Source organism: Streptomyces sp. NBC_01454 (genome assembly GCF_036227565.1).
Classification (GTDB): domain Bacteria; phylum Actinomycetota; class Actinomycetes; order Streptomycetales; family Streptomycetaceae; genus Streptomyces.
The window spans coordinates 4,301,753-4,314,511 of the sequence record NZ_CP109460.1 but is presented as its reverse complement, the minus strand read 5'-3'; the positions used below and the strand labels follow the sequence as shown (position 1 = coordinate 4,314,511).

The following is a 12,759-nucleotide window of genomic DNA, read 5'->3' as shown; positions in this document are numbered from 1 at the left end:
TAGATTTTCCATATGCCTGAGCAGCCGCCGTATCTCCGCATCGCTGACGAGCTCCGGCGACGGATCGCCGAGCAAGAGTGGACGCCGGGAGACCGGCTCCCCTCGCGCGCCCAGATCGCCGAAGAATGCGGCGTCGGCGAGAACGTGGTTCGTCGCGCTCAAGAGCTACTGATTTCTCAGGGAGCGCTGGAAGGTCGTGCCGGATCCGGTACGTACGTTGCCGCCCCTCGTCAGCGTGTACGCGTGGTCCGCTCCTCGGCGCGCGAGCAGCCTGACGGTTCCCCGTTCCGCGCGGACATGAAGGCCGTGGGCAAGTTGGGGGATTGGGAAAGTCGGACCGAGGCGAAGGTGCCGGCGCCGGCCGAGATCTCGTCGCGCCTCGGTATCGCCGAGGGTGATCTGTGCGTCCGCACCGTGTACGAGTTCCTCGCCGACGGTAAGCCTGTGCAGCTGTCGACGAGCTGGGAGCCGTACGACCTCACCGCCGGCACCGTCGTCGTCCTCCCCGAGGGAGGGCCGCACGCGGGTGCAGGCGTGGTGAACCGCATGGCCGAGATCGGCATCACGGTCAGCCACACTGTGGAGCAGCCGGAGCCGCGGCAAGCGAATGCCGAGGAGGCATCGCTCCTCGGCATCCAGAAGGGCGGCTTCGTCACTCACATTCGACGGACGTACTACAGCGACCAAGGGCGGCCCGTGGAGACGGCGGACATTGTCGTACCCGCCGCGCTCTGCGAGATCGTCTACGAGATCCCAGTCAGTCGTTAGCGGTGCCGGGCCCGACGCTCGCAGCCCGATACGGCCGCACGACTAGCGCACCAGAAGCGCACCAGTTGCAGCGGAGAACCGCGGTCAACGGCGGTTCGATCCAAGGGTTCGCGGCAGCGCCCCGGCGGGCCGTTTCACCTGGTCAGCGCCCATACGCGAGGTAGACCGCCCGTGATTCCCAAGCTCAGAGCGCGGGTTCGATTCCCGTCACCCGCTCCATAGTTGAGGCCCAGGTCGGCGACCTGGGCCTTGTTTGTTGTCTAGACCTCTCACGACCTGCCGTGCCCTCCGCGTGCCCTATCTCGCGAATGCGCCCAGCCTAGAAGGCACGCAGCGCACCACCTCGGTCGACACCCGGGTCCGACGGTGGGACGCATGGCCTGTGATCTGGGCCACTTGCCAACTCCCCGGCGCGCCCATTGATCCAGGAAAGGCCAAGGCTCTCGCCATTGCGCAAAGGAGCGCCGCTGATATCAGGAAACGCCCCTTAGAAAGCGGGACCAGTAGCTAGCGTTTGACCTCATGACTGATGCCGCACCCGCAGGGGCGGAGCTTCTGACGTGCCTGAACCGTCTGGAGTTGCGTTTCGACTCCGCCGCAGCTCTTGTCGCATCGGACGCCCACGACGATCCGGCAACGCTGGAATGGGGCTGCCGTGCCGTCCTGCCCCTGTGGGAGCCGGACGACGAGGAGGCAGTGGCCGACAATGCCCGCCTCCTCGGCCCGGGTATATCGCTAGCCCAGACCTCGCAGGACCAGCGTCAGGAGTTGACGATCCTCTCCATGTCCGGGCTCACGCTGGACCTGTGGCGCATCGGCCACATCTACGCGTCGCTGGACTCGCGCGACGCCGACTACGAGCACTTCGCCCCCCTCTTCGACAAGTCCGGCGAACTCGGCCTCCATGGCGACCTGGAGGACTGCCTGGTGAGCGGCACTCACGTCGTCATCATCGACCGGGCACGGATCGCGCCGGCCTGGCGTGGCCTGGGCGGCGTCGGCCGACTGTTGATCGGCCGCATGCTCCGCTGGGTGGCCAGCCAGGCGGCGCTCGTGGCGACACATCCATACCCGATCGACATCCCCGTCGACGAACGGGACGACAGGACACGGGAGGCACGGGAGAAGGCGGTCACCCAACGCACCTGGCAGTCCTTGGGGTTCGAGCCCTTCCGCGAGGACCTGTGGGTTATGCAGCCGCATTTGAGTGCCCACGACGATGCCGTCGAGCGCTTGGAGACGGCCTTCGGCCGGTACCTCTGAGCCTTCAACACCCACCCGGCCGCCAAACGAGAGGACCACCGGTACCACGATGCGCGAGTTCACCAACCACAGAGCGCAGCACACGCTCGGCATTCTGCGCGCTTTCCACCTGGAGACCTTGAACTTCTCCGGAACGCATCCTGAGGCGACGCTGGCTGACTTCGAGCACCACTTGCGTCAGCGGGTCGACGCCTTGGAGGCGGAACTTGAGGCGGGTGAGAAGGAAGCCCAGGCCGCCGTCGTCACCAAACGCCTGTCTGGCCCCCTCGCCGATCCCGAGCGCCAGCGAGCGTTCCGTCAGCTACAAAACTCGGAGCCATCGGCAACAGGGCCCGAGAGGGAAGCCTGGTGGAAGCAGCGCAGGGCGGTGCTCGACGAGATCAAGGCACAGGGACTGGCGGAAGCCCTTGACTGGGAGTGCCGCAACTGTGGCGCCCCGGTTGGGGTCGCTTGCCGTACGGGCGGCGGCAGGCCCAAGAAGCAGCCTCACTTCCTCCGGGCCACCGACGCCGAAGCGCCTTACAACCACGCGTACGGTCTGCGCTGAAAGCCAGGTCTGAGGCCGGGACGACAAACGGCGTCCCGGCCTTCCGACTTCCCAGGGCGTACGAGCGAAAGCCCTGCAGCAGAGTGCCCGCCCACGGGCTGACCCGCGTCCCTCGGCAAATGGAAGTGGCAGACGAGCTGGCAGCCGCTGGGGGAGCAACGCACGCCCCTTCCCTCAGCGACTCGTCAGACATGCCCGCCCCCGAAGCCCGCGGACACGGACTCGGCACCCAGGCCACCCGCCTGACCCTCGACTACGCCTTCCGCATCACCAACCTGCGCGTGGTCTGGCTCAAGGTCCTCGTCCCGAACACAGCCGGCATCCGGGCCTACGAGAAGGCGGGCTTCCGCCCAGTCGGCCACCTTCGCGAAGCTGCCACGCCACTGAACTTGATCAGTCGATGTCGGCTGATTGCCTGACAGGTGAGGGATGGGTCCGGTAGATGTGTGCGCGTGACTGACTTCACGCCCGAGGACGGCGAGCCCACCTCCTTCGCCGAGAGGACGAAGGCCCTGTACAGGAAGCACAGGGGGAAGATCCTCGCCGTCGGCGGCGCTGTCGGCAGCGTGGCTCTGACCGCCGTTGTCGTGATCGCCAGGAACTCCATGGAACCGAGCGTCCCGGAGGACACCGAGGATCAGGAGCAGACCTCCGTCACTGAAACCACGGGCGAGCCTCGGCAGTCACCCACGCCCCACCTACGGAAGCTCGCCGAGGGTCAGAACGCCAGCGAGGAAAAGCAGGCGCAGTACAAGGCGGAGACAGGGGCCGACCTCGCACCCGGTACTACTTGGGTCCACCCCCCGGAGGACGAGGACCCCGGCGAAGCCGCAGCCTGAGCACCGGAGGCGAAGGACGCCGCGGCCGCTCACTCCTGAGCAGCGCCGACGGGATGCCGGCAGAACGTCTCTCCCGTCTCGATGCCTGAGATCACCCGGGGAGACGCCGGTCGGCGGCTGAGACGCCGCTCCTCCAAAGGGCGGAGGTGGCCGGATGCCGCCCCTCCCTTCGACCTCGGCTGTCACCAGCGAACGTCCTCGTGCCAAAGTCGCTGAACGGACCGGACAAGCAAATATGCGAACGCGAGGAGCAGCACATGCGTGACGGGGGACCGCAGTGGACACTCACCGTGCCCACAGGCGGCGACACACTCCGGCAGGAGCGCCTCACCCGGGATCTGCACGACAGCCTGGAGAGGGCAGACGGTCTCGTCGTCGGCTTTCATGACGCCGAAGGGCCCGCCGAACCGGGCCGTAAGGGTACGGGCGTGGGCGAGGTGGCTCTCTGGGCCGCTACCACTGCCGCTGTCGTTCGCCCGGCGTCCCAGGTCCTGATCACCCTGATCAAGGAGTGGTGCGCCAAGGAACGACACCGCAAGGTCGTGGTCACCATCGCGGGCGACTCCGTCGAGATCACCGGGCGCCCTGACGCCGCACAGGAACGCATGGTCCGCGAATTCCAGGACCGGATCTCCGGCGACGACGGCCCCGGACCGGATGACAGCTCGGCGTGACCCGCTTCCATAAGCGCCGGGCTCTTCTGATCGGCAACGAGCACTACGACGACGGCCGCTTCTCGCCCCTCGCCTCCGTCCGAGCGGACGTATGGGGACTCGCCCAGGTCCTGAAGCACCGCAACATCGGCAACTTCGTCTCCGTCCAGACAGAATCCGATCTCACCGCAGACGACATGCGGGCGGTGATCGGCGAGTTCCTTCAGGATCGCGACGAGGACGAGCTCGCGCTCGTTTACGTCTCCGGGCATGGTGTACGCACGGTGCGTGACGGCGGCGAGTTCCACTTCATCGCCAAGGACACCGACTACGACAGAGTGGCCGCGACCGGTGTCAGCGCCGGGTTCCTCAATGATTCACTGGAAGAGTGCGTCGCACCGCAGAAGATCGTGATGATCGACTGCTGTCGCAGCGGCGGGTTCGCCATGGGTCTGCGTACGTCGGACCGACGGCCTGACAGCTCCGTGGCGAAATCCGGCGAGCAGCCCCCGCTGACCAGCAGGGGGGTGTACGTGCTGTCGTCCTCGCGGGCCGGGGAGGACTCGTTCGCCGACGCGGGCGACGGCGACGACGTGAAGCCGTCGGCGTTCACCGGTGAGGTCATCGAGGCGCTGCGCACGGGGAAGGTCAGCAAGGACGGCGGCAGTGAAGTACAGGTCAGCGACCTGTTCCACTATGTGAACCGGCGTATGCGTGCCCAGGACGGTGGCCGTCAGGTGCCGGTGCACTCCGCGCTCGGCGTCGACGACCGAATCGTCATCGCGGACAGTCCATTCGGCCGGGCCCCCATCCTCGATCCCCTGAGTCCGCGACCCCGCCCCGGCGCCGAGGAGCCGCCGCAGCCGCACGCCGCGAAGTCCGCTCATACGCAACCCGCCTGGGCCGGCTTGCTGGACTACTACCGCGAGTGCGTTCTGGCCGAAGGCGCCGAGACGCCTCTGATGGAGGTGGGCCACCAGAACACGTCGTACGTATGCCTGGACGGCGCAGAGAGGTTCGTCTCCGGCGACGTGGACGACGACGGATGCACCGCGCTCCCCGAAGAAGCGGCCTCGCTGGTGGATTCGGCGGCTGAGGACGACGCGGAGCTCTGGGCGGGTTACCCGGCCGTGGTCCTTACCGGGCCGCGCTCCGGACGCCCCTGGCGGCACCCGAAGTTCGCGCCGCTTCTGGTACGCCGTGTCGAGATCGTCCAAGGCGAGGACGAGGTGAGGCTGAAGCCGTACGGTCCGGTCCTGCCGCATCCTCAGCTGGCTCTCGACTGGCTCGGCGAGGAAGAGGCCACCCAGCTCATCAACACGTTCCAGCCGTCTTGGCATCGAGGGCAGCACGACCGGATGGCGTTGGAGGTACGCAACCTCCTTACGCAGGAGTTCGAGCTGCCGTGCGTGCAGGAGCTCCAGCCCGACCAACTCGCCGACCGCATCGACGTCCGCACACCCGGCCACGGCGCCCGCAACACCGCGGTCCTCTTCGCGGCGCGCCCCCAGACAGGCTTCACCAAGCGCCTGCTCAAAGACTTCGCCGACATCGCCAAGCGAACCGACCAGATCGAGAAGACCGCTCTCGGGGCCCTCGCGCCCGAAACCTCGCAGCGTGACCGAACCCTCGGCCACACGGATCCCGAACCGGCGCGCCTCGTGACTCCACTGCCCTGCAACGAGGCGCAGACCGCGGTGCTCCGGTCCGCAATGACCCGCCGGCTCACGGTGGCCACCGGCCCGCCCGGCACCGGCAAGAGTCAGTTGGTCGCCAATCTCGTCGCCACCGCGATCTCCGCCGGTCAGACCGTACTGGTCGCGTCCACCAACAATGAGGCCGTGGACGAGGTCTGGCGCCGCTGCGACACTCTGGTGCCCGGCAGCATCGTACGGACCGGTTCGGCTCGGAAGAACGCGAAGAGCAACGCGGAGCACGAGGCCGCCGCGCTGCACGCACTGCGCACCGGCCCGGAGCCGTCGTCCACCATGGCCACGGCGTCCATGGAGGCCACCTTGGCCGCCGACCGTCTGACAAAAGTACGGCGGGACCTGGCGCACATCGCGGAGACGGAGCTGGGGCTCCGCCGGGCAGGCGAGGCCCGCGTGCACCACGCGGAACAGCTCGGGATCGCCGTCGCCGAACTCCAGGACCTACTCGGTCGTCTGCCCCGGCCGAGGGAGCTGGAAGACAAGGCTCGCCGCCTCTCTCGCGCGCGCTTCCTCGGGTCGTGGCGCCGGGCCCGGTTCCTGCGCGGGGCAGGTCTGGACGGGTACGACGGCGATTCCGCCGCGGGCTGCCTCGCGCTCGCCGGCTTCGCCGCGGCCGAGATGGAGTGGCGTGACGGGTGCGAGCAAGCGGCCTCCGTGGACGACACTGCGCTCTCGCGCGCACTGCGGGACGCCGAGAACAGCGTTCAGGACGCTTCACGCACTCTCCTCGCCACCACGGTGCAAGCCGCCGCTTGGGCTGGGCGCCGTCGCATCCTCGATCTGCTGACCGCTCAGGAGGACGAGGCTCGCGGCGACTGGCCGCAGATGCGGAGGGTTCTGGGCCGCTCAGATGGCTCGCCGGATACGCCCGCGGTGGCCGGGTGGGCCGTCACCAGCCTCTCTGCCCGGCGTTTCCCTCTGGGCCCGGCCCTGTTCGATCTGGTCGTCATCGACGAGGCCAGCCAGTGCGCGATCCCGCATGTCCTGCCGCTGCTCTTCCGCGCGCGGCGCGCCCTCGTCATCGGCGACCCGATGCAGCTCACGCACATCACGAAGACCAGCCCGCACCGCGAGGCGCTCATTCGCCGCGGCAACGGGCTGCGGTCCGAATGGCTGGAGAAAAACCGCCTTGCCTACCGGCGCCACTCCGCCTTCCACGCCGCCGAACGCTCCGCAGGCGGCACGTTGCTTCTCGACGAACATTTCCGCTGCCACCCGCACATCGCCGCAATCTCCAACGACCTCTTCTACGATGGCGGACTGACCGTCCTCACCGACACCCGCGGCCGCCCCGCTCTGCCGCGTCCCGCCGTCATCTGGACCGACGTGCCCGGACGGGCCACCCGCCCCCAGTTGGGTGGCTCCTGGGTCAACGAAGACGAGATCCAAAAGGCGCACAACAGCGTCAACTACCTCCTGGAACAGCTGCCGCCCGACGCCACCGTCGGCGTCGTCACTCCCTTCGCACCGCAAGCCGAAGCGCTGCGGAGGCGGTTGCGACCGTACGACGAGGAGCGTCTGCGCATCGGAACGGTACACACCTTCCAGGGCGGCGAACGCGATGTCATGGTGTTCACCCTCGTCGCCGGGAACGGAATGCACCCCGGTGCCGTCGAATGGGTCGGCGGGCAGCTGAACCTTTGGAACGTCGCCGTCACCCGAGCGCGAAGTCACCTCATCGTGGTGGGAGACAAGGAGCGCTGGCGGAAACGGGGAGGCGTGGCCGCCGTGCTGCTGGAGAGTGCGGAGCGCGACGGCGTGCCCTCACATGACAGCAGCGAAGACGTGCTGCTCAAGCGCCTGTACCAGGTCCTCTCCCGCGAGGCGGGAGCCACTGTCACGCTGGGCGAGACCGTTCACGGGCATCCGGCGGACGCTCTGGTGGCAGGCGTCGGCGACACCGCCCCTAGAGCTGTACTGCTCGACAGAGGAGTAGAAGAGGGCGCCGACGCGGCGCGCCACCTCCGGCTTATGCTGCACCGGCGGAACCTGCTGGGCAGCGGGAACGGCGAAGTCGAAGCCGCTCGATGGCCGGCCTGGAGGCTGTACGAGACAGACGAGCAGCGGGGGTGAGCCAGGCGCCGCGCCCTGATCCGGCGGGGGCTCTCACTCTCCGTACGCCTGCCTCCAGCGCGTCCGGTGCCGAGGATCCCCCTGTCCGCCACCGTTCACCTCGCCGAGCGACAGCAGCGAGGCTCCGCTGTTCCACGGCCCGAGATGGTCACGGTGCACAGCGAGAATGCCGTGCTGTCCGGCGCCCCCTTCGGAAGGCCGGCTGAACCGCGTGGTCGTCACGAACACCGCCGGGATCGGCCCCGAAGTGCACCTTGGCCCCAGCAGGTCACGCATCTCGCGGCTCGCGATCGTCGTGGTCGGCGCGTAGCGCTTGCACTGAATCACCATCAGCCTGCCGCCACAGGTGGTCCCGCCCGCGGACTCTTCGGTCCGTATGTCAGAGCCACCAGGCGGTGCCACCAATGCCTCCGAGAACCAGCACCCAGACGAGGTAGGGCCAGACCGTGGACCAGAACACCCACCACGAGGACCGTCGCTGCGCCGCCGCCCAACCCGCCGCGACCGGACGGCCGTCCGCCTTCGCGCGACCGCACCTCGTCCACGAACTAGCTTGATCGCATCACCCCGTTGATGCCCCTCGACGACGCGCGGCGTCTCTCGTATCTGCGCCTGTGTCAGCGAAGGTCAGCCATAATGCTGCTGCTTCGCGCCAATTACCCGGACGTGTATGCCGCACTCAGTGCCGACGGCAGGCACGCCCCTACGACAGGCAGCTGCCACATCGCCGCGCCGCGATGAGAGCAGTGTTCCCCTCGGTGGCCTGAATCGGATGAGTCGGGCAAATGGACTCCCACAGCCCCGGCGGCGGTGTCGATATCCACCCCCAGCCAGCCGCTCGGTGACTCTGCTCCGGGTGGTGATTGCACTGGTCCGGAAGGTGAGCCACACCGTGTGGGGAGATGAGAATCATCTCGGGCGGACCAGCCGGACCTCGCACAGCCTGAGAAGCTGCGGCTTGCCAAACTCGCGGAGTGGATCCATCTTCCCGGCAGTCACAGCCCTCCCCGATAAAGAGGTCACAGCGGTCACATCTCTTGGCAGCCATGACTGACATGGTGGCAGCCGCCTACGACAAGCGAGCCCCGCACGCTGACCCGCACCAATGCGCACCGCCGCACCGGGCAGAGTCGGCGAGGGGGAGTACGCGGCGGTGGCGGACACGGGTGCGTGTGCTCAACGCCGTGGAGCCCAATAACTGGTTCGAGCCGCGCTCGACGATCCGAACATCGAAGCGGGGAGGCTCGACGGGCATCCGACAGCCCGTTCGGGCCAACGCCCGGCCGACGGTAACGTGTGGGACGGCGGTGCACAGATACGGGGAACGCCAGGGAGGGCGCATGGGCGGCTATTTCAAGGTCGAGGCAGACAACCTCGGACGCCTGCTGAAGGACCTGCACAACAGCCAGGACAACATGCGCAGGGCGCTGGATGCGCTGAAGGACACCGGCCCGAAGTCGTTGGGAGCGGAGGCTCTGGACAACGCCTGCGACGAGTTCCATGACAGCTGGGACAACGCCATCAAGAAGATCGCCGACGGCACCCAGGCCATCGAGGAGAAGCTGAAGCAGGTCAAGCAGAACTACGAGTCGATTGAGCACGCACTGCGCGACGCCTTTGCGAAGAACGCCAAGTAGGCGCCGTGCAGTGCGCGTTCATCCGAACCGTCCTCTTCTCTCCGACCTACTACAGGTGACTCCATGACCACGCACGACTTCCCCGCCCTCGGCTTCAACCCGGCGCCCGGCAACCTGGGTTCCGTCGACGACCTGACCGGCAAGCTCGACTCGGCCAAGCGCTCCCTGGACTCCGCCCACGCCGTCCTGTCCCGCCTCGGCAAGGGCGGCGGTGACTGGGAGGGCGACGCGGCGAAGGCGTTCGCGGGAAAGGTCGGCGACCTGCCCAAGTACGTGAGTGACAGTCGCGATGCCATGCACGACGCCGTCACCCAGCTCCGCTCCTGGCACACCGCGCTCTCCTCGTACCAGACCAAGGGCCGCCAGCACGAGGCGGATGCCGCCGCGGCCAAGCAGACGGTGGCCACCCGGAAGGCGGAGAACGAGCGCGCGCACAACGCTTACAACGAGGCCGCCGCCAACCCGGACCTGCGCCTGGCCGGCGCCTACTACACCGACCAGGCTGCCCTGGACGCCGCGCAGAAGAAAATCGACGCAGCGAACGACCGCCTGAACAAGGCGGACACCGCCCTCGACTCCGCCCGCAGCCGTCTGGACTCCGCCACCGACGATCTTGAGGCGATCGTCAAGAGGGCTGAGGAACTCCTCGGCAACCACCAGGACAAGGCCCGGGCCATCGCCGACCGCATCCGGCGGGCCACGGAGAACGCGCCGGACCCGGGGTTCTGGGAAAGTCTCGGTGACCTCTTCACCCGCATGGGCCACAGCATCCAAGAGTGGTGCACCAAGCATGCCGACCTGCTCAAGGAGATCGGTGACTGGCTTTCTCTCGCCTCCGGCATCCTGGGTGTCGCCTCGCTGCTGACCTTGTGGTGCCCGCCGCTCTCCGGTGCCCTGGCCCTCGCCAGCGCAGGTGCCTCCCTCGGTGCGCTCGCCACCCATGGGGCGGCGAAGCTCGGTGGGGCGAACGTGAGCGTGATGGACCTGGTGGGCGACGGGATCGGGGTGGTCCCGTTCGGGAAGTTCGGCTCCGTCGCGATGAAGGGGGCCAAGGTGCCCATGAAGCTGGTACAGGTGGAAGGCCGCACCGTCGCCTCCATCGACAAGGTCAACAAGATCCGCGCGTTGCGGGACGCCGGGTTCACCGGAAGGGCTCTGGAGGGTAAGTCACTCTTCGGGAGGGGTGCGGAGTACGTGGGCGGCAGCAAGGTCTTCACCACCACCGGCGTCGGCAACCGCGTGAAGCTGGCGTGGACGAGCCACGTCCAGGACGTTGCGGGGGCGAGCATCAAGGAGGCGGGGCTCAGCAAGGGCCTCACCAAGATCATGGACAGTGGCTTGACCCCCGACGCGGTCAAGACGTCCCTGCGCGGGGCCCTCAGGGCCGACGGCTCCATCGACCCGACCTCGTGGTGGTCCAAGGGCCCGCAGGTGGCCCAGCAGGTGCCGGGCCTCGCCATCGACGGCTACAGCCAGGCCACCAATCCCGGTACACCGGCTGCGGGGCGGCTCTGATGACCACGGTTCCGCAGAACGTGTCACTCGCCCTGGACACCCCGGAGGGTTTCCACGAGCTGCCGCTGCACCTCCCCCCGGACGTCCTCGACGCCGCCCTGTGGGAGCTTGCGGAGAAGATCTGGCCGGGTGGTACGGATTTCCAGCGCGAGACCACCGCCGTCGTCTACTCCGACCTCACGGCCACCCTGGCTGCCGACGACGTTCTTCACGCGTCCGTCGCCTTCTACGAGACGGAGGACGGCGCGGCGAGCACAGCTCACCTCCTGGTACGGGCAGAGGCCGTGGACCCGGAGGCTCCGGAAATCGTCGCCGCCTCGTTCCAGGAGACGCTCTCCTTCGACGAGCATCGCAGCATCGCCCGGGTGGACCTGCCCTGTGGCCCGGCCGTGCTCTCCCTACACGCCACCGAGACGGAGGGCGAGGCCATCCTTCCGGCACTGGAGTTCGCCCACGTCGAGTTGTACGTACCCTCTCCGGTTCGAGGCTGGCTGGTGGTGCTCGCTCTCACGACACCGTGCTTCGCCGACCTGCCGCGGTACACGGGTATCCTGCGGCAGATCGGTGAGTCTCTGGTCGTCCGCCCGGCGGAGCAGGCGGAGGACCTCCCGGAGACGCCGGCGGCCGGCGGCGTGCGCGCGGTGTTCGGTTAGGCGGGAGGCACGGTGATCCCCACTGTGACGGCTGTTTCCGCCGACGAGGAAGAGAAGCTTGCCTGCGACCGCGCACTGCGGTACGTGGCTACCGTGGCAAGGACGCGGCCCATCGCCTCGGTCTCCGGTTCCGCGTCGTTCGACGGGCGACTCTTCGAAGACAGTCCGCGCGTCACCCTCCCCAGCACGCCGGACGGCGAGCCGCTCTCCGTCATCGCCCGCCAGAAGAGGGGTTTCACGGTCTCGGACCCGCACGACCGACAACTCGCGCGCCTCGAGTTCCGCGAGCGGCGGGGAGCCGCCTGCCGTCGTGCGAGGTGTTCCTCCCGGACGGCCGCACGCTGCGCGCCCGCTCGTCGGCCCCCTCGCACTTCTTCACCGCGTCGGCGTGTTTCCCCTGAGCACACTGTGCGGCGCCCAGAACTGACGAGACGAGACACTCCATGACACTCGCCTTCACCCGCCACCTCGACGGCAAGCGCTACGAACTGCGCCCCCGGGGCTCCGCCCCTGTCCACGTCCGCCGTGGGGCCCCCGACGGCCGCCCCCTTCCCGAGGGATGCAAACCACGCTTCGTCCTCGCCGCTGACCCTGCCGGTGGCTCGCCGCTCGCCGTGGTCGTCCGGAAGGACGGTGGTCGCCTCGCCGTGCTCACCCCGGACCACGAGCACTTGGCCGAACTGCGCCTGCCGCCAAAGAAGAAGCGGTGGCGGCCCGTGTACGAAATCCACCTGCCCGACGGAACGGTGCTGCGTGGACGGGAGGGGACGGTGCCGTCACTGCTCCTGTGCCTGGTGATACTGCCGTTCGTCCTGCTGTACCTGGTTGCCCTGGCGCTGTCCGACTCCCCTGCCGACGCCACCACCGCTCCACTGCGGACGGCCTGGAAGCGGCCGGGTGAGCTCTTTGGCCGGGCGGCCCTGACCGAGTCCGCGCGCGGCCGGTTCCGGGTCCCGGATGACAGGCTCGACCACCGGGTGGCATACGCACAGGCGGCGGCGAAGTACTGGGAGCGGTAACCCTCCATCCGCCCCCGCCCTGTCGCGTTTGGCGTCTGATTTCCACCAGTCACTGACACATCGACAACCACGGCGTCGCA

General features: G+C 68.2%; 12 protein-coding genes. 11 read left to right on the top strand and 1 reads right to left on the bottom strand.

Annotated elements, in window-relative coordinates:
* Positions 1–12: 12 nt before the first annotated feature.
* The 7 genes from OIU81_RS19065 (at position 13) to OIU81_RS19035 (ending at position 7,855) form a co-directional block, all read left to right on the top strand.
* Complete coding sequence (locus OIU81_RS19065) at positions 13–768, top strand: GntR family transcriptional regulator (RefSeq protein ID WP_329149481.1); 756 nt, start codon at positions 13–15, stop codon at positions 766–768.
* A 522-nt stretch (positions 769–1,290) separates the two neighbouring features.
* Positions 1,291–2,031, top strand: a complete 741-nt coding sequence (locus tag OIU81_RS19060) for a hypothetical protein (RefSeq protein WP_329149479.1) — start codon at positions 1,291–1,293, stop codon at positions 2,029–2,031.
* Between the two features lie 49 nt (positions 2,032–2,080).
* Positions 2,081–2,578 carry a zinc finger domain-containing protein gene (locus OIU81_RS19055; RefSeq protein ID WP_329149477.1) on the top strand — a complete coding sequence of 166 codons (498 nt, stop codon included), beginning with the start codon at positions 2,081–2,083 and terminating at the stop codon, positions 2,576–2,578.
* A gap of 191 nt (positions 2,579–2,769) precedes the next feature.
* Positions 2,770–2,997, top strand: coding sequence for a GNAT family N-acetyltransferase (locus OIU81_RS19050; RefSeq protein WP_443074010.1), 228 nt, complete (start codon positions 2,770–2,772; stop codon positions 2,995–2,997).
* A 33-nt stretch (positions 2,998–3,030) separates the two neighbouring features.
* A complete protein-coding gene (locus tag OIU81_RS19045) occupies positions 3,031–3,417 on the top strand; it encodes a hypothetical protein (protein ID WP_329149476.1) in 387 nt (128 codons plus the stop codon).
* Between the two features lie 257 nt (positions 3,418–3,674).
* Complete coding sequence (locus tag OIU81_RS19040; RefSeq protein WP_329149473.1) at positions 3,675–4,091, top strand: hypothetical protein; 417 nt, start codon at positions 3,675–3,677, stop codon at positions 4,089–4,091.
* Positions 4,088–7,855 carry a caspase, EACC1-associated type gene (locus OIU81_RS19035; protein WP_329149472.1) on the top strand — a complete coding sequence of 1,256 codons (3,768 nt, stop codon included), beginning with the start codon at positions 4,088–4,090 and terminating at the stop codon, positions 7,853–7,855. Before OIU81_RS19040 ends, OIU81_RS19035 begins: the two co-directional genes overlap by 4 nt.
* Positions 7,856–7,888: 33 nt before the next feature.
* Here OIU81_RS19035 and OIU81_RS19030 read toward each other — a convergent pair whose 3' ends face one another.
* Positions 7,889–8,185: a restriction endonuclease gene (locus OIU81_RS19030; RefSeq protein WP_329149470.1), complete on the bottom strand. Its 297-nt coding sequence runs from the start codon at positions 8,183–8,185 to the stop codon at positions 7,889–7,891.
* A 1,010-nt stretch (positions 8,186–9,195) separates the two neighbouring features.
* Here OIU81_RS19030 and OIU81_RS19025 point away from each other — a divergent pair.
* The 4 genes from OIU81_RS19025 (at position 9,196) to OIU81_RS19010 (ending at position 12,679) form a co-directional block, all read left to right on the top strand.
* On the top strand, positions 9,196–9,492 hold the full coding sequence (locus OIU81_RS19025; RefSeq protein WP_329149468.1) for a WXG100 family type VII secretion target: 297 nt from the start codon (positions 9,196–9,198) through the stop codon (positions 9,490–9,492).
* 63 nt (positions 9,493–9,555) lie between these two features.
* Positions 9,556–11,007, top strand: coding sequence for a putative T7SS-secreted protein (locus tag OIU81_RS19020; RefSeq protein WP_329149466.1), 1,452 nt, complete (start codon positions 9,556–9,558; stop codon positions 11,005–11,007).
* Positions 11,007–11,660, top strand: a complete 654-nt coding sequence (locus OIU81_RS19015) for a hypothetical protein (RefSeq protein ID WP_329149464.1) — start codon at positions 11,007–11,009, stop codon at positions 11,658–11,660. Before OIU81_RS19020 ends, OIU81_RS19015 begins: the two co-directional genes overlap by 1 nt.
* A gap of 443 nt (positions 11,661–12,103) precedes the next feature.
* A complete protein-coding gene (locus OIU81_RS19010; protein ID WP_329149462.1) occupies positions 12,104–12,679 on the top strand; it encodes a hypothetical protein in 576 nt (191 codons plus the stop codon).
* The last annotated feature ends 80 nt before the right edge of the window (positions 12,680–12,759 follow it).

Excerpts from the sequence above, each read along its gene's own strand:
- OIU81_RS19015 (WP_329149464.1), top strand. The coding sequence starts at position 11,007 with ATGACCACGGTTCCGCAGAACGTGTCACTCGCCCTGGACACCCCGGAG.
- OIU81_RS19010 (WP_329149462.1), top strand. The coding sequence starts at position 12,104 with ATGACACTCGCCTTCACCCGCCACCTCGACGGCAAGCGCTACGAACTG.
- OIU81_RS19050 (WP_443074010.1), top strand. The coding sequence starts at position 2,770 with ATGCCCGCCCCCGAAGCCCGCGGACACGGACTCGGCACCCAGGCCACC.
- OIU81_RS19055 (WP_329149477.1), top strand. The coding sequence starts at position 2,081 with ATGCGCGAGTTCACCAACCACAGAGCGCAGCACACGCTCGGCATTCTG.
- OIU81_RS19020 (WP_329149466.1), top strand. The coding sequence starts at position 9,556 with ATGACCACGCACGACTTCCCCGCCCTCGGCTTCAACCCGGCGCCCGGC.
- OIU81_RS19040 (WP_329149473.1), top strand. The coding sequence starts at position 3,675 with ATGCGTGACGGGGGACCGCAGTGGACACTCACCGTGCCCACAGGCGGC.
- OIU81_RS19060 (WP_329149479.1), top strand. The coding sequence starts at position 1,291 with ATGACTGATGCCGCACCCGCAGGGGCGGAGCTTCTGACGTGCCTGAAC.
- OIU81_RS19065 (WP_329149481.1), top strand. The coding sequence starts at position 13 with ATGCCTGAGCAGCCGCCGTATCTCCGCATCGCTGACGAGCTCCGGCGA.
- OIU81_RS19025 (WP_329149468.1), top strand. The coding sequence starts at position 9,196 with ATGGGCGGCTATTTCAAGGTCGAGGCAGACAACCTCGGACGCCTGCTG.
- OIU81_RS19030 (WP_329149470.1), bottom strand. The coding sequence starts at position 8,185 with ATGGTGATTCAGTGCAAGCGCTACGCGCCGACCACGACGATCGCGAGC.